The 23561-nt window shown below is 32.0% G+C and carries 12 protein-coding genes; 5 read left to right on the top strand and 7 right to left on the bottom strand.

Translation table 11 applies throughout. The features are described 5' to 3' along the window. Window positions 1-64: 64 nt before the first annotated feature. The 3 genes from AC1Q5Z_RS10360 to AC1Q5Z_RS10350 all read right to left on the bottom strand — a co-directional run bounded on the left by AC1Q5Z_RS10360 (window position 65) and on the right by AC1Q5Z_RS10350 (window position 4833). On the bottom strand, window positions 65-619 hold the full coding sequence (locus AC1Q5Z_RS10360; RefSeq protein ID WP_198854900.1) for a DUF5683 domain-containing protein: 555 nt from the start codon (window positions 617-619) through the stop codon (window positions 65-67). 244 nt (window positions 620-863) lie between these two features. Continuing rightward, window positions 864-4229, bottom strand: a complete 3366-nt coding sequence (gene mfd / locus AC1Q5Z_RS10355; RefSeq protein ID WP_492444672.1) for a transcription-repair coupling factor — start codon at window positions 4227-4229, stop codon at window positions 864-866. After that, window positions 4222-4833 (bottom strand): hypothetical protein, encoded by a 612-nt coding sequence (locus AC1Q5Z_RS10350; RefSeq protein ID WP_198854902.1) that lies wholly within the window; start codon window positions 4831-4833, stop codon window positions 4222-4224. The genes mfd and AC1Q5Z_RS10350 overlap by 8 nt, the downstream gene beginning before the upstream one ends. Before the next feature lie 311 nt (window positions 4834-5144). Between AC1Q5Z_RS10350 and AC1Q5Z_RS10345 the strand changes: the two genes are divergently transcribed. Then, complete coding sequence (locus tag AC1Q5Z_RS10345) at window positions 5145-6083, top strand: L-threonine 3-dehydrogenase (RefSeq protein WP_343588675.1); 939 nt, start codon at window positions 5145-5147, stop codon at window positions 6081-6083. 174 nt (window positions 6084-6257) lie between these two features. Beyond that, window positions 6258-7454, top strand: a complete 1197-nt coding sequence (locus AC1Q5Z_RS10340; protein WP_492444669.1) for a DUF418 domain-containing protein — start codon at window positions 6258-6260, stop codon at window positions 7452-7454. An 88-nt stretch (window positions 7455-7542) separates the two neighbouring features. Here the strand turns inward: AC1Q5Z_RS10340 and AC1Q5Z_RS10335 are convergent, their stop codons facing one another. Both AC1Q5Z_RS10335 and AC1Q5Z_RS10330 read right to left on the bottom strand, forming a co-directional pair. After that, window positions 7543-9423: a M1 family metallopeptidase gene (locus tag AC1Q5Z_RS10335; protein ID WP_492444667.1), complete on the bottom strand. Its 1881-nt coding sequence runs from the start codon at window positions 9421-9423 to the stop codon at window positions 7543-7545. A 64-nt stretch (window positions 9424-9487) separates the two neighbouring features. Next, a complete protein-coding gene (locus AC1Q5Z_RS10330; RefSeq protein ID WP_198854906.1) occupies window positions 9488-11122 on the bottom strand; it encodes a S8 family peptidase in 1635 nt (544 codons plus the stop codon). 302 nt (window positions 11123-11424) lie between these two features. Here AC1Q5Z_RS10330 and AC1Q5Z_RS10325 point away from each other — a divergent pair, with 302 nt between their 5' ends. The 3 genes from AC1Q5Z_RS10325 to AC1Q5Z_RS10315 all read left to right on the top strand — a co-directional run bounded on the left by AC1Q5Z_RS10325 (window position 11425) and on the right by AC1Q5Z_RS10315 (window position 21366). Beyond that, on the top strand, window positions 11425-17418 hold the full coding sequence (locus tag AC1Q5Z_RS10325) for a T9SS type A sorting domain-containing protein (protein ID WP_492444664.1): 5994 nt from the start codon (window positions 11425-11427) through the stop codon (window positions 17416-17418). A gap of 3 nt (window positions 17419-17421) precedes the next feature. Further along, window positions 17422-18123 (top strand): glycoside hydrolase family 78 protein, encoded by a 702-nt coding sequence (locus tag AC1Q5Z_RS10320; RefSeq protein WP_198854908.1) that lies wholly within the window; start codon window positions 17422-17424, stop codon window positions 18121-18123. Window positions 18124-18255: 132 nt separating this feature from the next. Then, on the top strand, window positions 18256-21366 hold the full coding sequence (locus AC1Q5Z_RS10315; protein WP_492444662.1) for a T9SS type A sorting domain-containing protein: 3111 nt from the start codon (window positions 18256-18258) through the stop codon (window positions 21364-21366). A gap of 77 nt (window positions 21367-21443) precedes the next feature. Here the strand turns inward: AC1Q5Z_RS10315 and AC1Q5Z_RS10310 are convergent, their stop codons facing one another. Together AC1Q5Z_RS10310 and AC1Q5Z_RS10305 are read right to left on the bottom strand one after the other, a co-directional pair. After that, window positions 21444-22301: an MBL fold metallo-hydrolase gene (locus AC1Q5Z_RS10310; protein WP_343589569.1), complete on the bottom strand. Its 858-nt coding sequence runs from the start codon at window positions 22299-22301 to the stop codon at window positions 21444-21446. Window positions 22302-22377: 76 nt separating this feature from the next. Then, entirely contained in the window at window positions 22378-23298 is a 921-nt protein-coding gene (locus AC1Q5Z_RS10305) for a DUF8428 domain-containing protein (RefSeq protein ID WP_198854910.1), read from the bottom strand. Window positions 23299-23561: the final 263 nt, after the last annotated feature.

Genomic DNA, 23561 nt, shown 5'->3' with positions numbered 1-23561 from the left:
TTTATTTAAATCTGTGGAAAAAAAGAATTCGTGAAAATTCGTGAAATTCGTGGCAAATCTTTTTTTAAAACGAATAATTCAGAGCAACTCCAAAATCATTCTTTAAATTGATATCATTTTTTATGATTGCAGGTTTAAACGCCAATCTTTCATCTACATTAAATTGAGATAAAGCTGCATCAACATTAGCATCTATAATGTTTAAAACATAAAAACCAATCATAAACAGAGCCGATAAATCTCTGTTTCTTTGATAACCTTTTTGAGCTGTAATTAATTGGCTTTCACTTAAACCAGCCAAAAATTCCGAATCACTTTTTTTTCCTTCCAATCTGTTTTTATATTCATCTCTGTACAAATTGTAGCTTTTCTGATTATCAATGTACAAATATGCACTTGTACCTATTGCGCCATAAACTAAAGGAAGTTTCCAATATTTTTTATTGTAGATCTGACCTAAACCAGGCAAAACAGCCGAATAAAATGCTGCTTTTGCCGGACGAAGCGGGTCAATGGTTTCCGATTTTAGAGAATCATTTAAAATGTTTTTATTTTTTCCCTGAGCGAAGATTGTAGTTAATCCTAAGAATAGAAAAAGGAGAATAAATTGGTTCTGCATATAAAGTTGTCTTTGAAAATTTGACTCAAAGAAAACTTTTTAGTTCTAAGATTTTTCTTAAATAAAAGATAAAGAAAGCTTAATTTTTTTTTAGCCACGAATTGAACGAATTCACACGAATTATTTTAAAAAATTATTGCCACAGATTAAAAGGATTTAAATGATTTTTTTAATCTTCATAATCTTTTTAATCTGTGGCAAAAAAATTCGTGTGAATTCGTGCAATTCGTGGCAAACTTTATTTTTACTCCTCAAACAATTCCATCAACTCCAAAGCACGTTTTATCGACTTCACATTTTCAAAAGTCAACAATAAACGTAAGCCGTTTACGGTTTGTTTTTCTTTCATTTTACAAAGATTACTATGCTTTTGAACAAAGTTCAAGACATTTCTAAACTTCACAGATTGATAATAATCTGATTGTTGATCAGATACAAAATAACCTATCATTTTACCTTGCTTCAGAACCAATTTTTCGATTCCTACTTTTGTTGCAATCCATTTTATTCTAATGCTGTTTAATAAGGCAACAGCAGGTTTTGGCAATGGTCCAAAACGGTCAATTAGTTTTTTCTCAAATTCCTGTAATCCAGCTTCGTCTTTTATAGCGCCTAATTCGTTGTATAAAACCAAACGTTCTGAAACGTTATTGATATATTCATCCGGGAACAATAATTCGAAATCGGCATCGATCTGAATATCTTTTACATATTCTTTCGTATCGATATCATTTTCTTCAGGATACAAATCTTTGAATTCGTTTTCCTTCAATTCTTCAATCGCTTCATTCATGATTTTTTGGTACGTATCAAAACCAATTTCATTAATGAAACCGCTTTGTTCTCCACCTAATAAATCTCCTGCTCCACGAATCTCCAAATCTTTCATCGCAATATTGAAACCACTTCCCAATTCGCTAAATTGTTCCAACGCCTGAATACGTTTTCTCGCATCTTCGGTCATAGATGAATAAGGCGGACAAATGAAATAACAGAATGCTTTTTTATTGCTTCGTCCAACACGCCCGCGCATTTGATGCAAATCTGATAATCCGAAATTATTGGCATTATTGATGAAAATCGTGTTGGCATTTGGAACGTCCAATCCACTTTCGATGATTGTGGTTGCCACCAAAACATCAAAATCTCCGTTCATGAAACCTAACATCAATTCTTCGAGTTTGGCACCATCCATTTGTCCGTGACCAATTCCGACTCTTGCATTTGGAACCAAACGCTGAATCATTCCTGCCACTTCTTTTATATTTTCGATTCGGTTATTGATAAAGAAAACTTGTCCGTTTCTCTGAATTTCATACGAAATCGCATCACGAATTATTTCTTCATTAAAACCAACTACATTCGTTTCAATCGGATATCGATTTGGTGGTGGCGTTGTAATTACCGATAAATCTCGCGCGGCCATTAACGAAAACTGAAGCGTTCTCGGAATTGGCGTCGCCGTCAAAGTCAATGTATCGACATTGGCAGCGATAGTTTTCAGTTTATCTTTTACGTTTACTCCAAACTTTTGTTCCTCATCAACAATCAATAAACCTAAGTCTTTAAAAATGACATTTTTGTTTACCAATTGGTGCGTTCCAATTACAATATCAAGCTTTCCTTCGGCTAAATCTTTTAAAGTCTGCGTTTTTTGTTTTGCTGTTCTGAATCGGTTTAAATAGCCAATAGAAACCGGCATATCTTTTAAACGTTCCGAGAAAGTTCTATAATGCTGGTACGCCAAAATAGTTGTTGGTACTAAAACTGCGACTTGTTTACTATTATCAACGGCCTTAAAAGCAGCACGAATTGCAACTTCTGTTTTTCCAAAACCAACATCACCACAAACCAAACGATCCATTGGGCGATCGCTTTCCATATCGGCTTTTACTTCTGCCGTCGATTTCATTTGGTCTGGCGTATCTTCGTAAATAAACGAACTTTCTAATTCGTTTTGTAAATAACTGTCAGGCGCAAACTGGAAACCTTTTTCTAAACGTCGTTTTGCATACAGCTGAATCAAATTGAATGCAATATGTTTGACGCGCGCTTTGGTTTTCTGTTTTAAAACTTTCCAAGCGTTTGATCCTAGTTTATATATTTTTGGAGGCGTTCCGTCTTTTCCGTTGTATTTCGAGATTTTATGAAGCGAGTGAATACTTACATACACAATATCATTATCGGCATAAACCAATTTAATGGCTTCTTGCGTTTTACCTTCGACTTGAATTTTCTGCAAGCCGCCGAATTTTCCAATTCCGTGATCGATATGCGTTACATAATCGCCAACCGAAAGTGCAGTTAATTCTTTAAGCGTGATATTCTGTTTTTTCGAATATCCGTTTTTGATATTGAATTTATGATAACGCTCAAAAATCTGATGATCGGTATAAGCCGTTATCTGATTTTCTTCATCAATAAAACCTTGGTATAAAGGCAATACAATGGTATGATATTGTTTTCTGATATTTTCTGAATTGGCTTCATCCAAAGATTCAAAAATATCATGAAAACGTTTTGCCTGCGTATCATTCGAACAAAACAGATAATTGACATATCCGTTAAAATGATTATCGCTTAAATTATTCAGCAATAAATCAAATTGTTTATTGAAAGATGGCTGTGGCTGAATATGAAATTCAAATTTTTTAGTGGTTTTATAAACAGGTCTTGAGGCCAATTCTACAACCGAAAAGTCTAAAGATCTTTTTATAAATGACGCCTGATTTAAAAATAATTGTTCTGGCGTAGCATGTTTTATTTCTTTCGACAATTTCTCAAAAGCTTCTTCTGCTCTTGCAAATTGTTTGTCTAATTGACTAAAAAGTCCTTCGGTATTTTGAATGAAAACAACTGTTTTTTCGGCAATATAATCTAAGAAACTCTCACGGTTTTCCTGAAAAAGTTTATTTTCAACATTTGGGATAATCGTGATTTTTTTATGCGTTTCTACAGATAACTGCGTTTCAACATCAAAAGTTCTTATGCTATCTACTTCGTTTCCAAAAAACTCAATTCTGTATGGGTGATCGTTTGAAAAAGAAAATACATCGACAATTCCTCCACGAACCGAAAATTCGCCAGGTTCTGTAATAAAATCTACTCTTTTAAATTCGTATTCGAATAAAACTTCGTTGATAAAATCAATTGAAATTTTATCGTTCAGCGCCACTTTCAGCGTGTTTTTATCAAGTTCTCTTCTCGTAACTACTTTTTCAAAAAGTGCTTCAGGATACGTAACAATTACGGCTGGTTTTTTTCTTGAGTTAATTCGGTTTAAAACCTCAGCGCGAAGCAGAACATTGGCATTATCGGTTTCATCAATCTGGTACGGACGGCGAAATGACGCTGGATAAAACAATACATCTTGTTCTCCAATCATTTGCTCGAGATCGTTTAGGTAATAAGCCGCTTCTTCTTTGTTGTCTAAAACAATTAGAAAAGGCAATTCTGTTTTCCTGAAAACAGAACGTATAATAAATGAAACAGCAGATCCTAATAATCCGCTGATATTCATTTTTACTTGGTTTCCTTCCAGTAAACTTGATGCAATCTGCTGTGCTTTTGGCAGATTATCGTATGTAGTATATAAGGCGTTTTTACTCAACTTTCTGTATATTATTTTGATCTATTGGCGGAGCAGAACTTGGAATTGCGCGCGTTGTGTCTAACATTTTAAGAAAATCGGCTTCTCCTTCTTCTTTCGGAATCTTAGCTCTCTCAACAATTTTGTCCATTTGTCTTTCTAACGAAATCAGCTCTTTATTGATTTCTTGTATCAAAAACACCACTTTATCATCTGGAATGGTGCTCAAATGAATAAATAAATCCAGCATTTTAATTTTGGTAATCAAAATAGAAATACGGCTTTTAATCTGTGGTTGATTGAATTGAGCCGGAATATTATTGTTTAAAGCCATTGCTTTCTTAGAAATCGCAGTCGATTTTTTCTGAAACGCACCAATGGTTTTTCTAGGCTTTTCTCCAATTTCTTTTATAAACTCGCGCCATTCAGTCCATGAATTCAATTGTGATTCTGAAATTTCATTAATAGGCTCGTCTAGAAAAGTCCAGCCTTTATTTATATTGTTAAAAATAGCTTCTTTCTTTTTTGCCTCTTTTGCATTTTCCGCAAGGCGTTTTTCATTTTCATTTTGGCAAGAAAACAATACAGTTGTCAAAAGCAGAAAAAGAGATATTTTGTATTTCATTTATTAAAATGTTAGGCTGCAAAGTTACGAAGTAAATTTACAATTATGAATTCTGTTTTTATGCTAAAGATTCTATAAATCAAGGTTATTTTTTTCGTCTTTGCTGACGTTAATTAAGACGCTTTTTTCTGTTTTATCCTCTTAAAAAATGAACTTTATTTCAGAAAATAAAAAGGCACAAAGACACACCCCTGTAAAAGTGAATAATCCAACAAACAAACTTTTAAATTATTGAATTAATAATTTATACTCCAAAAAAACGCATTTGATTACGAAAACGTTATATTTGTCTATCTAAAAATCATGAAAAAATGAATCCAAAAATATTGATCATTGGCGCTTGCGGACAGATCGGAACGGAGCTGACTCAAAAGCTGCGCAAAATATACGGAACAGAAAATGTAATTGCTTCTGACATCCGAAAATTAAATACTGATGTCGTGAATTCGGGACCTTTTGAAGTGGTCAATGCTTTAGATTTTAATCAGATCGAACATTTGGTAGAAGTGCATAAAATTACCGATGTTTATCTGATGGCTGCACTTTTATCGGCAACTGCGGAGAAAAATCCAGCTTTTGCTTGGGATTTGAATATGAATTCACTTTTTCATGTTTTAAATTTAGCTAAAGCCAAAAAGATTCAGAAGATTTTCTGGCCTTCGAGCATTGCTGTTTTTGGACCAACAACTCCAAAAGAAAATACGCCTCAATATACCGTAATGGAACCTTCTACGGTTTACGGAATCAGTAAACAAGCAGGTGAAAGATGGTGCGAATATTATCATAATATTTATGGTGTTGATGTTCGCAGTATTCGTTATCCTGGTTTAATTAGCTGGTCTACTCCTCCAGGTGGCGGAACTACAGATTATGCAGTTGATATTTTCTATAAAGCTATTGCCGATAAAAAATACGAGTGCTTTTTGTCATCTGAAACCAAAATGCCAATGATGTACATGGATGATGCAATTGATGCAACAATTAATATTATGAAAGCACCGGTTGAGGAAATCAAAATACATTCTTCGTACAATTTGGCTGCTATGAGTTTTACTCCAACTGAAATTGCAGCAGAAATTAAAAAACATATTCCAGAATTTGAAATTACTTATAATCCAGATTTCCGTCAAAAGATTGCAGACAGTTGGCCGGCAAGCATTGACGATTCTTCTGCTAGAGAAGACTGGGGATGGAATCATAAATTTGATTTAGAAACTATGACAAAAGATATGCTGGAACATTTGGCATAATCTAAAAGCGATAAGATTTTAAAAGCGTGTTATTTCAGAATGACACGCTTTTTTTGTGAAAATTATTATAAGAAAAAACATTGAATCTATAATTTGTCTACTTTTGATTGCGTTAAACATTAATCAAGTTTATTCTAAAATCATCAATCAAATCACAACAAAATCATCAATCAAATGACAAATTCTTATCATCCTGTCGAGCAGAGCAAAAGAACTGCAATTGTCGACATACTTCGGGGCTGGGCCATATTGGGCGTAGCAATTGGAAATTATTTAGATTTCCTGTACATCGGTATAGAGAAAGAAATTAAACATAGTACTTTCTCTGAAATTCTTCTATACATTAACCGCTATTTATTTGCGGCAAAATCTTGGACATTATTAACTCTTTTATTTGGCTTCGGATTTGCCATTTTAATTAATAACGTGGCTTCTAAAGGAAAAAATCCTATCGCTTTTTTTGCTTGGCGAATGTTTTTGCTATTTATTTTAGCATTTATTAATTCTGCTTTTTGGCTGGGCGACATTTTAAAAGATTATGCCTTTTTAGGACTTGTATTATTGCTTTTTTATAGATGTTCTGCCAAAACTTTAGCTATTATTTCTGGTGTAATTGTACTTACAGTTCCTTTTGTAATGGCTTATGTAAATGGTATTAAAATTGAACATCCTGTAATTGCATCAAATCCTGAATATCTAAAACTATATCATTCTGGAAATTGGATTGACTTTTTTAGATTTAACTTGTTAGCTTCATTTTACGAGCAAATTATTATTCCTGGTTATGCTATTACTGCCCATTATGTAATGTTGGGCTGTATGCTTTTTGGTTTTTTACTTCAAAAACTAAACTTTTTCAATCGCTTAAGAGAATTAAAAGGACTTTTAAAAAATATCTGCGTTATTAGTTTTGCATTGGCTGTCATTATCGGAATTGCATTTAATATGATAATAATATACAAAGTAGAATTTCTAAAAATCTTCCACCCGCTTTACTGGCTGGTTTTAAGTACGATGATTTTTATATCAACCGGAATTTGTCTTTTGTATATCAATGGCAAATTAAAAACGGTTTTCAGCTATTTTAGCGCAGGCGGAAAAATGACATTGACCAATTATATGACTCAAAATATATTGGCAGGTATTATTTTCTCTGGAATCGGATTCGGAATTGCAGATTCAATGCCGTATTGGTTTTACTTTTTCCTTGCTATTTCTGTCTTTGTAATTCAACTATTCATTAGCAAATGGTGGCTTTCAAAATACAATTATGGCCCAATTGAATGGTTATGGAGATCTGCTAGTTACAGAGAATGGGTTCCGTTTAAAAAAGCACAACCAGAGGTTGTTGCAGATATGAAAATGGTATGAAAAACTAGAAAACTGGAATAAACTTAATTATAAAAGAAAAGCCCTTAAAACTAAATTTAAGGGCTTTTTTTATGTCTAAAAGAGAGATTTACTTCACTTCAAAAACGTTATTTGTTTGTTTTACATCAGCCATTAATCCGCTTGGATCGATCGTGATTTTTTTGATTGATGTCTTGTTTTTGTCAATTGTAAAACTATAGTTTTGCTGTGCCCAAGCCCAGTCTTCTAATACTGTTCTTTTTTCGTTCGGGTTTGGATTTGGTTTGATGAAGTTCATCATTCTTAACGGAATATAGAATGTCTCAGATGTTCCATCAGTATAATCAACTTTTAAATCGATAGGCATTGGCATTCTTCCGATTCTTTCTAAAGAAATTGTTGTTTTTCCTGCATTATCTACCACGTCTTTAATTCCGTAATCAATAGTATTTGTAGTTTGTGTCCAATCAACTAAATACCAATCTAACTCAGCTCCAGAAACTCTTTCTGCTGTTCTTTTAATATCGTTTGGAGTTGGGTGTTTGAATTTAAAATCGTTGAAATATCTTTTTAAAGTTGCATCAACATTCTCTTTTCCGATTACATATTCTAATTGAGAAAGGAAAAGGCTTCCTTTAACATAAGAAGAAATACTGTACGGACGATTTTCATCATAACGATCTCCGTGAGTAGTTTGTGGCTGTTCTTTTCCAGAATTTACTAAACTGTAATACGCTTTATAATTCCCTACAAAAGGGTTTGTCTCTTTTTTATCTCCTTTTAATTCATTCAAAGCACTATCTTCTATGTACGTTGTAAAACCTTCGTCCATCCAAGGGTGTTTTGATTCATTTGAAGCTAAAATATGCTGGAACCAAGAGTGCCCTAATTCGTGTGTTGCAGTTCCTAAAATTCCTTCAAGAGTTCCGTTTCCTAGCATTAAAGTACACATCGCGTACTCCATTCCGCCGTCTCCACCTTGAATAAATGAGTATTGTTTGTATGGATATGCTCCAACTCTTTGGTTGTAATATTCCATTACTTTAACCATTAAAAGCTCTAACTGTTTCCAGTTTGCAGTTGTTTTTTCGTTGTTTTTGTAAAAGAAATGCAAATCTACACCGTTTGGTCCTTTTACAATATCATGGTTGTATTCTTTATCTGCAGCCCAAGTAAAATCGTGAACATTTGGCGCGATAAAATGCCAAGTAAGTGTTTTTGCTTTTTTAGGATATGTAACAGTTACACCTTCATCTTGGTAACCATGTCCGATAGAATTTTTGTCTTGTAAATATCCAGAGCCTCCAATTGTATAGTCTTTATCGATTGTAATTTTTACATCAAAATTACCCCAAACTCCATGAAATTCTCTTGCGATATAAGGATCTGCATGCCATCCTTCGAAATCAAATTCGGCTAGTTTTGGATACCATTGTGACATAGAAAGTTCTACTCCTTCAGAATTGTTTCTTCCAGAACGGCGAATTTGAACTGGAACTTGTCCGTCAAAATCTAATGTAAAAGTTGTTTTAGAATTTGGCAAAATTGGTTTAGCCAAAGTTACTTCTAAGATTGTTCCAGAAACTCTAGTTTGAGCTACAGCACCATCTTGTTTAAAGTTTGTAATTTTTAGATAACCTGTTTCGTTTGGTTTTAAAGTTTCAATACGGCTTTGTTTTATTTCTTTTCCGTCGGCTCCTTTAACTTTGTTTACCATTCTTCCGTCTGGATCTTTAATAAAATGAAGACGTGCATCCATTTCGCTTCCTGGCTGAAAAGCATTTGGATATAAATGATAGAATACTTTTTTCAACGTATCAGGAGAATTATTGGTATATACCAATTCTTGTTTTCCTTTGTACTGATAGTTTTTTACATCCATCGAAACCTCCATTTTATAGTCAGCGTGCTGCTGCCAATATGGAGCGCTTTGTGCAAAAGCCGAGTTAAAGCCTAAGCTTAGGAAAGAAAGTAAAATAATTTTTCGCATGTTTATATGTAATAGAAAATGGAAGAGCGTTAGCCCTTCCATTGGATTAATCGTTTATTATAGTTTATTTTTTAGACATCTTTTCTGCCATTAATAAAGCATTGTAAGCATTTACCATCTTTGCTGTTTTTGATGATTCTACAGAAGAAACGGCCGGTGTTTTTTCGTTAGGATTTTCGCTTTTCCCTAAAACAACCATTGAAGGAAGCGCAACTCCAGAGTCCATTAAAATCTTTTTAACTTGAGCCGCTTTTAATTTTGGATAGTAAGAACGAATTAACGCCGCAACACCTGCTGCATTTGGAGATGCCATTGATGTTCCTTGTAAGTATTTGTATTTATTGTTTGGAACTGTTGCATAAATTTCTTCACCTGGAGCAAAAACGTCTACGTTTATTTTTCCGAAGTTTGAAAATGAAGCTACAACATTTTCTCCGTATGATTTATTAATCGCTCCAATTGTAATTAAATTACTTGCAAATTCTTTTACATTGTCTTTAGAGTCGTTTGGATAATTGATGTTTTTTATTTCGTCAATATTATAACCATCGTTACCTGCAGCATGAACAATTAAAACGTCTTTCTTTTCTGCATATTTAATAGCATCATAAACCCATTCTTTGTGTGGAGAGAAGCTTTTTCCGAAACTTCCGTTAATTACTTTTGCTCCGTTATCTACTGCGTAACGAATGGCTAAAGCGATATCTTTATCATACTCATCTCCGTCTGGCACGGCTCTAACAGTCAAAATTTCAACGTTATTTGCTACTCCGTCTCCTCCTAAATTATTTCCTCTAATTTGAGCAATAATTCCAGCAACGTGAGTTCCGTGAAGTGCTTTTTCTTTGTCTGGACCAAAAACAACATTATTTCCATAATGGTTGTTTTTAATATCTTCTGGATTATCTCCTACGATTTTTCTTCCGTCGTAATCTTTGTTTAAATTGTATTTTAACTGATCTTCAACTTGCTCGCTGTATTCAGTCAATTCAGATTCTGGATCAAAAGTTGGCCCTGCATTAGTAAAAATCTGAGTCATAATTGCTTTACTTCTTGCCACTTTTGGATCTGTTGAAGTAATTGCGCTTAAATCTTCGAGTTTATAATCTGATTTATTAAGTTCTTTTTTAATTGTATTATGAACATCAAGTAAAAAATCTGCTTGCTGTTTGTCTTGAAGAGCCTCTTCATACTTTTTAGTATATTCTGCTAGAGCAGCTTTGTATTCTGGAGAACCATCATCGGCTTTTTTTACGATGCGAGTCAATTCTAGATTTTCGTGAACAGCATCTCCAAGAAAATTCCATCCATGAACATCATCGATAAATCCGTTTTTATCATCATCGATTCCGTTTCCTGGAATTTCTTTTTTATTAGTCCAAATCATTCCTTGTAAGTCTTCGTGCTCGATATCTACACCAGAATCTACGATTCCTACAATTACTTTCTGCCCTTTTTTACCTTGTAATAGTTCAGCATAAGCTCTATCAACGCTCATTCCTGGAATTGAGTCTTTTATCAAATCAAGATGGCTCCATCTTTTTAATTCATTTTCGCTAAGAGGAGCTTTTTTTACAACTGTTGTAGGTGCTGTAATAAACTCTTTTGAAGTAGAAACCTGCGCTTGAACTGTAGCGCTACATCCTGCTAAAACAAGTAGTGCAAAAGCAGATAATTTAAGAGGTTTTATATGACTCATGTATCTATATTATAAGTAAAGTTAAAAGATGGGTCTAAATTATGCTTTTTTGTTACAAAAAACTAACTGTTAACAATGTGTTATGAAATTTTGACGAAAATTACTCAAAACTATACGATTTGCAAACATTTACGAATCAAACCATTAGAAATAGGGGTTTGATAAACTAAAAATATATTTTTTGCATGTATTTGTTGCTGAATGATGAAAAAATCAACAAAAAATATATTGCTTACGGCTTCCCGTAAAGATTATTCCTTTAATTATCTTATAATTGCGCGACTGAATTCTAAATTTTTTCTATGAAAGCAAAACTACTCTTATTGCTGTTTCTGGCAACTTTTTCTACTTACGCACAAACCAATCTAGTTTCCAACGGAGGACTAGAATCTTGGGGAACTGGCCCTTCAATCATAGGCTGGACCATAGCAAACAATGTTACTCGCAATTTGACCAGTTATAACGGATCATTTAGTGCAGAATTGTCTTATGTAAGCGCGTCTCCTAAAATTACGACACAAGTTCCGTTACAGGCAGGCGTTACGTATAAGATTAAGTTCAAATACAAGTATGTAGATAATAATTATGATGGGACTCATCCTATTGCATTAAATATCTCACAAAACGGAAGTTCTAGTACTTTATCTACAAGTACTTTTGCGACTAATAATTCGTGGACCGAAAAGGAAGCAACTTTTACTCCAGATGCAAATCTTTCTTACGATTTATCTATTTCTACCTTTAGTTTTGATAGTGCTCCTTTTTCTGTTTTAATAGACCATGTTCAGGTATATGTAGAAGGAACAGAACAATACACGAAAATTCCTGATGTAAATTTTGAAAATAAATTGATCGCTTTAGGTATTGATTCTGGAGTTGCTGATGGGAAAGTACTAACTAATGATATCAATTCGATAACCATATTGGATGTTTCAAGTTCTGATATTACTGATTTAACAGGTATTGAAGATTTTACCTCTTTAACTCAATTATATACTATGTCAAATAAATTGACATCATTAGATGTATCTAACAATTTAGAATTAACGACATTGAGATGTGATTCAAATGGTACTATAACAAGTTTGAATGTTTCTAAAAACACTAAACTTATAAATTTGTTTTGTGGCAACAACCAAATTACAAGTTTAAACCTTTCTAATCTTACAAACTTAATAGATCTATACTGCTATGAAAATCAATTAAATAGCTTAGACCTTTCTGCAAATACAAATTTACAGCATCTGTATGCAAACAGAAACCTTCTGACATCATTGGATCTGAGTAAAAACAAATTTTTAAATCTCTTATATTGTCAAGATAATAGTAGACTTGAAACCTTAAATCTTCAGAATGGAAACAATACTTTACTAAATAATATAAACTTAACATATACTCCAAGTTTATATTGTGTTTTAGTTGATGATGTTGCTTACTCTAACGCCAATTGGAGCTCATACAAACCAAATAATGTTGCTTTCTCGACAGTTTGCCAAACTCCTGAGTATCTTTTAATACCAGATCCAGAACTTGAGAAAGTTTTAATAGCTAATAATGTTGATGGTGTAGTTGATGGTAAGGTTATAAAATCTAAAGTTTTAGCTACCGAAACATTATACTTAAATATCACTACTGTAACCGATTTGACAGGTTTAGAATATTTTGAAAATTTAAAAAAATTAGATCTTTCAACAAGTGGTGGATCTACTGCTATTAATAAAATTGATCTAGCCCCTTTTACTCAGCTGACGTCTTTTTCAAGCAGATTTACTAATTTCTCTGAAATTAATGTGTCTAAGAACGCAAATCTTAAGGATTTGGATTTGAACAATAATAAGCTTACAAAAATTGATGTTAGTTCAAATTTAGCTTTAGAAAATTTATCCATTGCAAGAAACTCAATAAGCGAGCTAAATGTTACAAAAAACACCGCTTTAAAGGTGTTAAATTGTATCGAAAATCCTTTAACGGAAATAAACGTTTCTAATAATACTGCACTGCAAGAACTTTACTGTTATTATAACAGGCTGAAAACGTTAGACGTTACGAACAATCCTAATTTACAAGTTTTAAATGCAGAACTTAACGATTTGAAATTATTAGATGTTTCTAAAAACTTACAGTTATTAACTCTTAATGTCGATCAAAACGATATAAGATCATTAGATGTCTCTAAAAATACTGTATTAACAAAATTTACTTGTGGTTATAATAATAACTTAATTTATTTGAACGTTAAAAATGGTAATAATAAAAATTTCATAACTAACACAAGTAATTACAGAGGTTTTATAAGTAATAAATTAAGTTGTATTGAAGTTGATGATGTTGACTATTCTAATGCGAACTGGTCAGGATTGAAAGATAGCAACGCTAGCTATTCTACTTCTTGCGATGTTGTATTGGCATATACCGCAATTCCTGACGCGAACTTTGAAGAGGCGTTAATTTTACAAGGAATTGATAAAGATGGTAAAAATGGAAAAGTTTTAACTTCTGATATCCTTAACGTTACATCTTTAAATGTATCTAACAGCAATATTAAAGATCTAAAGGGAATTGAAGATTTTGCTTCTTTAACTTCATTAGATTGTTCTAAAAACAATTTGACAGCACTAAATGTTGAAAAAAATACACTTTTAACGCAACTTAAAGCTAGCAACAATAATCTTTTTGATTTAAACGTATCAAAAAACACGAAACTAACTAATCTAAGTGTAAGTTTTAATAAAATAGTAAGTTTAGATCTTTCTAAAAATACCATTCTAAAAGAGGTAGACGCAGCTTCTAATAACCTGCACAATCTAAATTTAAAGAATGGCAACAACGTAAACATGCAACGTATGATTTTTGGAAATTTCACCGAAAATCCTCATTTAGCTTGTATCGAAGTCGATGATGCTGCCTTTTCTGAAGCAAACTGGATTGCAAAAGATGCAACTGCAAATTATTCAACTCAAGCTTGTCCTTTAAACGAACAGCAAACTTTAATTCCTGACTTAGCTTTTGAAAGAATATTAATTGCTAAAGGTTTAGACACAGATGGTGAAAACGGAAAAGTGCGCACTTTAAATATTTCAAATTTAAGTAGTTTGTCTTTAAATGATAGCAATAATAAAATTTCTGACCTAACAGGTATTCAAGACTTTAGATCTCTAACTTCATTAGAGGCAAATGATAATAATATTACAACGGTTGACCTTTCTAAAAATACCGAATTGATTGTTTTAAATCTTGATCGTAATAAATTAACATCAATTGATTTATCAAACAATACTCGATTATGGTATGTGACTACAAGAGACAATCAATTAACAACGTTAGACGTTTCTAGGAATTTAGAATTAGAAAGCTTAAATATTAACGGTAATCAATTAACCGCTTTAAACGTTTCTAAAAACACAAGACTAAGCGGTTTATCTGCAAACTATAATAAATTGGCAGATATTAATTTAGCTGCAAATACAAAATTGAGTTCTTTGTCTATTGATGGCAATTTGCTAGCTTCTTTAGATGTTTCGAACAATGTATTGCTAACTCAAATATTATGTTCTGGTAATGAAATAACAACTTTAGATTTATCTAAAAACACTAAACTAACATCTATAAACGCTGCTAATAATAAGTTATTCAAGCTAAATATTAAAAATGGTGCAAACAATTTGATTAATACAGCTTATTATTTCAGCTTCATAAATAATCCTTATTTAAAATGTATTCAGGTTGACGATGCAGATTTTTCTAATACAAATTGGAGCAAAATAAAAGATGATGCTACAGTTTACTCATCTGATGCTTGTCCAGACGCAGAACCTTTTACACTAATTCCTGACGCTAATTTTGAAAATAAATTAATCGCTCTTGGAATTGACAAAGATGGTCCAAACGGAAAAGTTGCCACTTACAGTATTGATAGTTTAACTTCTTTAAATGTATCAAAAAGCAATATTTCTGACTTAACAGGATTACAAGATTTTAAGGCCTTAACTTCCTTAGAAGCTTCAGACAACAAATTGACAGCTATTAATATTTCGAAAAATACATCGCTGACCAATTTAAATGTTAGCAAAAACCAATTGACTTCTTTAGACATTTCTGCAAATTACTTATTAGCTACCGTAGACTGTAGCGCAAATAGTATTGCAACTTTAAATCTTTCTCAGAGCAACTTTTTAAGTGATTTGAACTGCAGTAATAATAAAATTACAACATTAGACCTTTCTTATCTTTATGGATTAACTAATTTAAATTGCAGCAATAATGCTATTACTGCTTTGAATCTTTCTAGAAATAGTAAGTTAACTGTTTTAAGCGCAAGCATTAATAAATTAGAAAGTTTAGATGTTTCTAAAAATACTGCTTTAAAAGAAATTGACTGTGCAGGTAATGAGCTATACAACTTAAACTTGAAAAACGGAAACAATGTTAATATGGAAAGAGTGATTTTTGGAAATTTCACACAAAATCCAAACTTGCTTTGTATTCAAGTAGACGATGCTGCATTTTCAAATGATAAATGGATCGCAAAAGATGCAACTGCAACATACTCTACTGAAGCTTGTCCGCTAAACGGAAAGTTCACTTTAATTCCTGATCCAAGTTTTGAAAAATTATTAATTGCCAAAAACATTGATAAAGATGGCGAAAATGGAAAAGTTTTAACTTCAAGTATTGAGAAAATAACATACTTAGATCTTACCGACACCGACCTAAAAGTATCTGATTTAACAGGTATTCAAGCCTTTAAATCTTTAGCAACTTTATACTGTTCTTCTGCCAATTTAACTTCTGTAGATTTATCTAAAAACGTAAACTTGGAAGACGTTAACTTATCAAATAATAAATTAACTTCTTTAGATTTATCTGCTAATATAAATTTAACAAACGTAGCAGCATATTATAATGAACTAACCAGTGTAGATGTTTCTAAAAATACAGCTTTAAAAACTTTAAGTATTTACAGAAACAATTTGACTAGTTTGAATATTTCTAAAAATACCGCATTAACAAGTTTAGATGCTGGTAATAATCAGTTAAACACTTTAGATCTTAGCACAAACATAAATCTGACAAAAATAGATGTTTATAATAATCAGCTAACTTCTTTAGATTTTTCTAAAAATCCGCTTCTAAAAGGGATAAGAATTACTAGCAATAAGATTGAAAACATAAATGTATCTAATCTAAATGCTTTAACATCATTATTGGCAAGTTACAATCAACTTAGTACGATTGACGTTTCTAGAAATACCGGATTGCTTGTCCTGGAAGTTTCTAATAACAAATTAAATACTATTGATGTTTCCCCAAATACAGCCATTACTTCGTTAGATGTTTCGAAAAATCAATTAAAAACTTTAGACATCGCAAAAAATACAGCTTTGGTTGGTCTTTATGCAAATGATAACCAATTAACAAGTTTGGATTTAAGAAATGGAAAAAATACTTTGATTAAAAATTACAATCTATCTCTTACTGGTAACTCGCAATTATATTGCATTCTTGTTGATGATGTTGCTTATTCAAATTCAAATTGGTCTAGTAACAAAGATGCAATTGCTAAATACAACACAGAATGTACTGGCGAGTTAGTTTTAGCTTCAAACAACTTTACTGTAGAAACTAAAGGAGAATCTTGTTTAGGCGAAAATAATGGAGAGATTAGCATTGTTGGAAAAGCTTCTTTTGCTTACAATGCAATGATAAACGACAAGCCTTATACGTTTACAAATAATGCTTTAAAAATTACTGCATTAACTCCAGGCGTTTACAAAATTAAGATTACTATTCCTGACATGATTTTTGAGCAAAACTTTAATGTAACCATTCAAAAAGGTGCAACAATTACAGGAAAATCTAATGTATCTGCTAAGAATGTAGAAGTTGAAATTACAGAAGGAACTGCTCCTTTTACAATATTTATTGATGGCGCAGAGCAATTCCAGACAACAGACAAGAATTTTACAGTTTCTCTAGACAAAGCAGCATTAGTCGAAGTGGCTACTGCCAAAGCTTGTGAAGGTGTTTTTGCTAAAAAAGTTACTTCTTATGAACTAGGAACTATACTTGCAGCTTATCCTAACCCTACTACTGGAACTATTGAAATCGAAATTCCAAGTACTAAAACTGAAATTGCAATTGAATTGTACAATTTTGGCGGTCAATTAGTTTCTCACGGAACTTATAATATTGAAAGCGGAAAAGCTCTTTTAAATCTTGAAAAATTACCTTCAGGAATTTATGCTGCCAAAATCAATTTAGACACTCCAGAATACGTTAAAATCATAAAAAAATAAAAAATGAAGAATTCTATATATCTTTCAATAATCTGTTTAGTATTTGCAGCCTGCGGAAGCGGAGGTGGAGATGATCCTGTCACTCCACCAGTAGTAAATACAGCTCCTACAGTGCCAGTATTAAGCCTTCCTGCAGATAATAAATTATGTTTAGACAATAATGTTTCTTTTCAGTGGAATGCTTCAACTGACGAACAAAAAGATGCTATTGTTTATCAGATTCAAATTGCAAAAGACAATGCATTTAGTCAAATTGTGAGTACGTTGGATAATTCGTCTCTTTCAACAAGCGCTTTAGCTTTAGACAAAAACACAGCTTATTACTGGAGAGTAAAAGCAACAGACAGCAAAGGTCTGTCTAGTGCTTATTCTTCCACTTTTAAATTTTATACTGCTGGTGTCGCTGTTGTCAATCATTTGCCTTTTGCTCCGGCGTTAATTTCTCCAGAAATGAATGTTGCTTTGAGCACAACAACTGCAAGTTTGCAATGGAATGCATCAGATGTTGATACAGCAGATGTACTTACCTATGACGTTTATTTCGGAACGGCAAATCCGCCAACTGAAAAAGTAAGTGATAGCAAATCTGAAAAAACTGTTGATGTTACAATAGAACCAGGAAAACAATATTACTGGCAAGTAACGGTCAAAGACAATAAAGGTGGCGAAACCGTAGGCCAAGTTTGGAAATTTAAAACCAACTAAGCTTAAGAATTACAATTAGTTAAGATAAAAAAAGTCCCATTTTCTAAATACTGAAAATGGGACTTTTTTGTTTTCCAATTAGTAAGAAAATCAGTTACAATTCGTATACTTGTACAACCAAAAACCTAACCTATGAAAATAAAACTACTCTTACTTCTTTTATTGGTAAATGTTTCAATTTACGCCCAGCAATACACATTAATTCCAGATGTTAATTTTGAAAAATCGTTAATTCTTAAAGGAATTGATTCGGGAGCTCCAGATGGTAAAGTCTTAACCTCAAATATTAGCTCTGTAACCGATTTAAGCCTTTATGATTACACGATATCAGACTTAACCGGAATAGAAGGTTTTACATCTTTAGCTAACTTGTATGTCTCTAACAGCTTATTAACCAGTATAAATATATCCCAAAATACAAACCTAAAAGTTTTAAATATTGGAAATAGTAAGTTAACTTCTTTAGATGTTAGTGCCAATATTTTGTTGGAAACACTTGACTGTTCAAGAAACACAGTAACAAATTTAAATCTTTCTAGTAATAGCAATTTGAAAATTTTAAATGTAGCAAACAATCAAATAACAAGCCTTGATTTATCACAAAACACCCAATTGCTAGATTTAAATATTGCAAACAACAGAATTCTTAGTTTAGATATTCAATCTAATCTTTTATTGCAAAAGCTTGACTGTCGAAAAAATGCAATCACAACATTAAATGTTTCAAATAATACAAAACTGGCAAATCTAAACGTCGCGTCAAATCAGCTAGGAATTTTAGATTTATCTCAAAATACGCAATTAAAAAATTTAACCGTTAGCTTTACTAAATTAACAAGCTTAAATGTTGATAATAATATTGCCCTAACCACTTTAACTTGCGATAATAATCTCTTGACCAGTTTAAATGTCTCAAAAAATACACTTTTAACTTCTTTAATTTGTCATTACAATAAGATTGATGTTCTTGATGTTTCTAAAAATACTTTATTAGAACAGTTAATGTGTCATGGCAATAAACTAACGGCTTTAGATGTATCATTAAATCCAGAATTGAATTTATTGGATTGTTTAAACAATAATTTGACTTCTCTTGATATTTCAAAGAACCCAAAAATAACCGAATTGGCTTGCCAAAATAATCAGCTGGAAACTTTAAACTTAAAAAACGGCAACAATAGCATTTTAGATTTAACTTTTTCAGATTTTACAAATAACCCAAATTTGTCTTGCATTAAAGTTGATGATATCGCTTATTCTAACGCAAATTGGATGAGTATAAAAGATGCTGCAGCAACTTATAATACAAATTGCTTTCCTACGTATACATTAATACCCGATATCAATTTTGAAAAAAAGCTAATTTCTAGAGGTCTAGATTCGGGAGTTCCTGATGGAAAAGTTTTGACTGCCAATATCACTTCCGTAAAAAGCTTAGACGTTAATAACGCTCAAATTAAAGATTTAACTGGTATTGAAGCGTTTATTAATTTAGAGTCACTTTTTTGTGGAACCAACGAATTGACAACTCTTGATCTATCAAATAATTTAAAACTTAAGCAATTAGAATCCTATAAAAATAAGCTTACTAGTATAGACCTAAGCAAAAACACAGAACTGTGGTATCTAGATCTTTTCACAAATCAATTAACCACTTTAGATCTTTCAAAAAACAAACTTTTAACAACAGTATATTGCTACGACAATTTATTAACTTCTCTTAATGTTACAGGACTTACTGCATTAGAAGGTTTAGACTGTCCTAACAATCAACTTTCAAGTTTAAATATCAGCACCAATACAAGTTTACAGCAATTATATTGTTATTCAAACAAATTAACAAGTCTGGATATTTCTAAAAACCCAGCTTTGATTCATCTTAGTTGCTATTCAAATGAATTGACTTTTTTGAATCTAAAAAATGGAAACAACAAGAATTTCACTCCGAACAGTTATCTAAAATTTACAAATAATCCAAATTTGACTTGCATTCAAGTTGATGATGCTGATTATTCAACTACAAATTGGTCTGCTCTTAAAGATCCTACTGCAACTTTCAACACCACTTGCGAAACAACAGAAGTGGTACTTTTTGATCCTAATTTAGAGCAAAAATTAATTGATTTAGGAATTGACACCGATGGCTTGGATGGAAAAATTTCAATTACAGATATACAAAATGTTACTTCACTTGATCTTTCAAATAGTAATATTAGTGATTTGACAGGAATAGAAAATTTTACCAATTTAACTTATCTTGATTGTAGTTTTAACAACTTAAGTACAATAGATGTAAGTAAAAATGTAAATCTTACCAAGATAGATGCAAATTCTAATAATCTAACTTCACTTAATGTTACGAAAAACACAAAACTGCTAAATCTAACAATTTACAATAATCAAATTTCGACAATTGATCTATCTAAGAATCCTGAACTTTTATTTTTAATAGCTGAAAATAACAATCTTACTTCGATAGATTTAGCTGCAAATACGAAACTGGAAATTGTTTCGGTTCAACAAAATAACTTATTGGAACTCGATGCAAAAAATGCTCCAAACCTACAAACTTTAACTTGTGGATTTAACAATCTCTCAACAATAGATTTAACGCAAAATAAAAAGCTAGAACAACTTTTTTGTTACAACAATCAAATAAACGAATTAAATCTTACACAGAATATAGAACTAAAAACTCTTAGTGCTGCCACTAATAAACTAACAAGTTTGGATTTATCTCAAAACACAAAATTAGAGATCGTTCATCTTGTAGCAAATCCATTGACAAGTTTAAATGTTCAAAATGGCAATAATCAAAACTTCATTTTGCCTTCAGTAACAGCTAAAAAAGCAACGGCAAGCTTAGCAACAAGTTTCTTAGGAAATCCAAGTCTTACATGTATTCAGGTTGATGATGTTAATTACTCTAATGCAAACTGGAGTACAATCAAAGATGCGACAGCAACTTACTCTTCAACTTGTAAATCATTAGGTATTGATGATTCTGTTTTTTCTAAAGTAGTTTTATATCCAAATCCAACAAAAACCATTATAAACATCAACAATATTGCCTTAGACAAAGCAACAGTTTACAATTCTTTAGGACAATTAGTAAAATCTTTTACTTTAAACAATGCCAATACAGACAATACTATCGATTTAACTGGCGTGCCTAGAGGTGTTTATTATGTATATCTAATTAACGGAGATGCTGCTTCTGCTAAAAAAGTTATCGTAGAGTAATTATCTCTTTCAAACATAAAAATCCCATTTTCAGCAGTAGAAAATGGGATTTTTTATTTTTTGTAAATGATCTATTTTTAAAGAATCTCTTCGCAGGTAAAAACCTCTTTTAATCGAACACCTTTTTCGGTATGCTCCACAGTTATAATTTGATTGTGGGCATCGTGTTCTAAAAACAAATAATGATTGTTATCTGCCGCCGCATTTAAAAATTTTGACTTTTCTGGCATTGTCAGCAACGGTCTTGTATCGTATCCCATAACATAAGGAAGCGGAATATGTCCGGCTGTAGCCAACAAATCGGCGCAAAAAACAATCGTTTTATCTTGATATTTGATATGTGGAATCATCTGTTTTTCGGTGTGTCCATCAACATAGTAAATATCGAAACCTAATTCCTTCGAAAAACCAAAATCAGAATCTGGCCTTTCAACAAAATTCAATTGTCCGCTTTCTTGCATTGGCAGAATATTTTCAGACAAGAAAGAAGCTTTTTCTCTAGCGTTTGGTTTCGTTGCCCATTCCCAATGATTTTCGTTTGTCCAGAATTTAGCATTTTTAAAAGCCGGCTCGTAACCTGTTTTATCCGAATTCCATTGAACACTTCCTCCACAATGATCAAAATGAAGATGCGTCATAAAAACATCTGTAACATCATCACGATTGAAACCATATTTTGCTAGGGATTTATCTAAAGAATGCGAACCCCAAAGCGAATAATATCCAAAGAATTTTTCTGATTGCTTGTCGCCCATTCCAGTATCAATTAAGATAAGACGATTTCCATCTTCAATTAATAAACAGCGTGCAGCAATATCAATAAGATTATTGGCATCTGCAGGATTGGTTTTATTCCAAATTGTTTTAGGAACAACGCCAAACATTGCGCCTCCATCTAACTTAAAATTTCCAGATTCTATTGGGTAAAGTTTCATGAGAATGATTTTCTAAAAGAACAAAGCTAGAAAATTCAAACTCCTTTTACTAAAATTTAAGGTTAAAAACTTCAGATTATTCTAATGTAATCGAAGTGCTTCCCATTATTTCTTGCTTATCAAAATAATTCACAAAATAAGTTCCTTTCTTAAATTGGTCTGCATTTAGAATTCCATAAGCATTCAGAGATTTTCCTTGAAAGTCTGTGCTAACAATAAAACTGTAAACAAGTGCTTTATCATTTCCAAATTCAATCAGCTTATTATCGCCCATAACCGTATTTTTCTGATCTAAAACCTGAACATAAAAAACTCTCTTTCCTGGCTTTGCTACTGCATTTCCGTTAAGTGTGAAACTAGCCTTAAGCTTTTTTGTATTCTTTGCCTTGGTTGTTTCCAATTCGGCTCCAGAGCTTTTTTCGCGAAGTGCAACAACTTTAAAATTACTTAAATACAATTTTGAAGCATCTTTTAAAGTCGATTCTAATGTTTTTTGTTTTGAAATCAAAGTGTCATTTTCTGCTTTTTGCTTATACATGACAACATTTTGGCTTTCAATCTCTGTCAGCAAACTTTTATTCTGAGATTTTAATTTTTTAATTTCCTGAACCCTGTTTTCTAAGGAAGTGTTTAGATCTGAAAGCTGATTTCGATAAATTCTAATCTGCTCAGTCGAAGGATTATTTGAAGCTTTAATAATCGCCATCAAATTTTCAACATTCTTACGCTCTAATTCTAATTCTTTAGACAAAGCTGTTTTTTCTAAAATAGCCTCATCATAAGCCATTTTTAATGTATTTAAAGAATCTAAAATATTCTTCTGCACATCTGTTTCTTTGCTTCCAGAAGAGATTATATTGGCAATACTTTCTTCTTTAGCTCCACTATCATTCTTTTCAGGTTCACTGCTAAAAACCAAAACCACAGCACCTACTCCTAAAACAAAAATCATAGCAAACAAAGGTTTAAACCACTTTATTTCATTTTGTTTTTTCATAATTACTCCTAATTTTCTGCAAAAATATTGAATAAAAAACGACTATAATCAGTAGAAATACTTGTTTTTTAACATTTAGGAGCGATATTTGCAGCTCGATTGAAAAACAATTATTCTTTTCTAATTTTGATTCCTATTTTATCAAAATAAGTATTATCTATTTTCACATTTGTTATAATAATGTGAACCGTTATGGAAAAAGGTTTTTAAGTCGTATCTTTGCAGATAATTTCTATTTAACATTGAAAATTAGCGTTTTAAAT

This window comes from Flavobacterium sp. GW823-FHT06G12, from assembly GCF_058794775.1.
The sequence above is the reverse complement of the archived record's forward strand: the minus strand, read 5'-3'. Positions and strand labels throughout refer to the sequence as shown.

Excerpts from the sequence above, each read along its gene's own strand:
- AC1Q5Z_RS10330 (WP_198854906.1), bottom strand. The coding sequence starts at position 11,122 with ATGAGTCATATAAAACCTCTTAAATTATCTGCTTTTGCACTACTTGTT.
- AC1Q5Z_RS10305 (WP_198854910.1), bottom strand. The coding sequence starts at position 23,298 with ATGAAAAAACAAAATGAAATAAAGTGGTTTAAACCTTTGTTTGCTATG.
- AC1Q5Z_RS10335 (WP_492444667.1), bottom strand. The coding sequence starts at position 9,423 with ATGCGAAAAATTATTTTACTTTCTTTCCTAAGCTTAGGCTTTAACTCG.
- AC1Q5Z_RS10310 (WP_343589569.1), bottom strand. The coding sequence starts at position 22,301 with ATGAAACTTTACCCAATAGAATCTGGAAATTTTAAGTTAGATGGAGGC.
- AC1Q5Z_RS10320 (WP_198854908.1), top strand. The coding sequence starts at position 17,422 with ATGAAGAATTCTATATATCTTTCAATAATCTGTTTAGTATTTGCAGCC.
- AC1Q5Z_RS10360 (WP_198854900.1), bottom strand. The coding sequence starts at position 619 with ATGCAGAACCAATTTATTCTCCTTTTTCTATTCTTAGGATTAACTACA.
- AC1Q5Z_RS10350 (WP_198854902.1), bottom strand. The coding sequence starts at position 4,833 with ATGAAATACAAAATATCTCTTTTTCTGCTTTTGACAACTGTATTGTTT.
- AC1Q5Z_RS10340 (WP_492444669.1), top strand. The coding sequence starts at position 6,258 with ATGACAAATTCTTATCATCCTGTCGAGCAGAGCAAAAGAACTGCAATT.
- AC1Q5Z_RS10345 (WP_343588675.1), top strand. The coding sequence starts at position 5,145 with ATGAATCCAAAAATATTGATCATTGGCGCTTGCGGACAGATCGGAACG.
- AC1Q5Z_RS10315 (WP_492444662.1), top strand. The coding sequence starts at position 18,256 with ATGAAAATAAAACTACTCTTACTTCTTTTATTGGTAAATGTTTCAATT.
- AC1Q5Z_RS10325 (WP_492444664.1), top strand. The coding sequence starts at position 11,425 with ATGAAAGCAAAACTACTCTTATTGCTGTTTCTGGCAACTTTTTCTACT.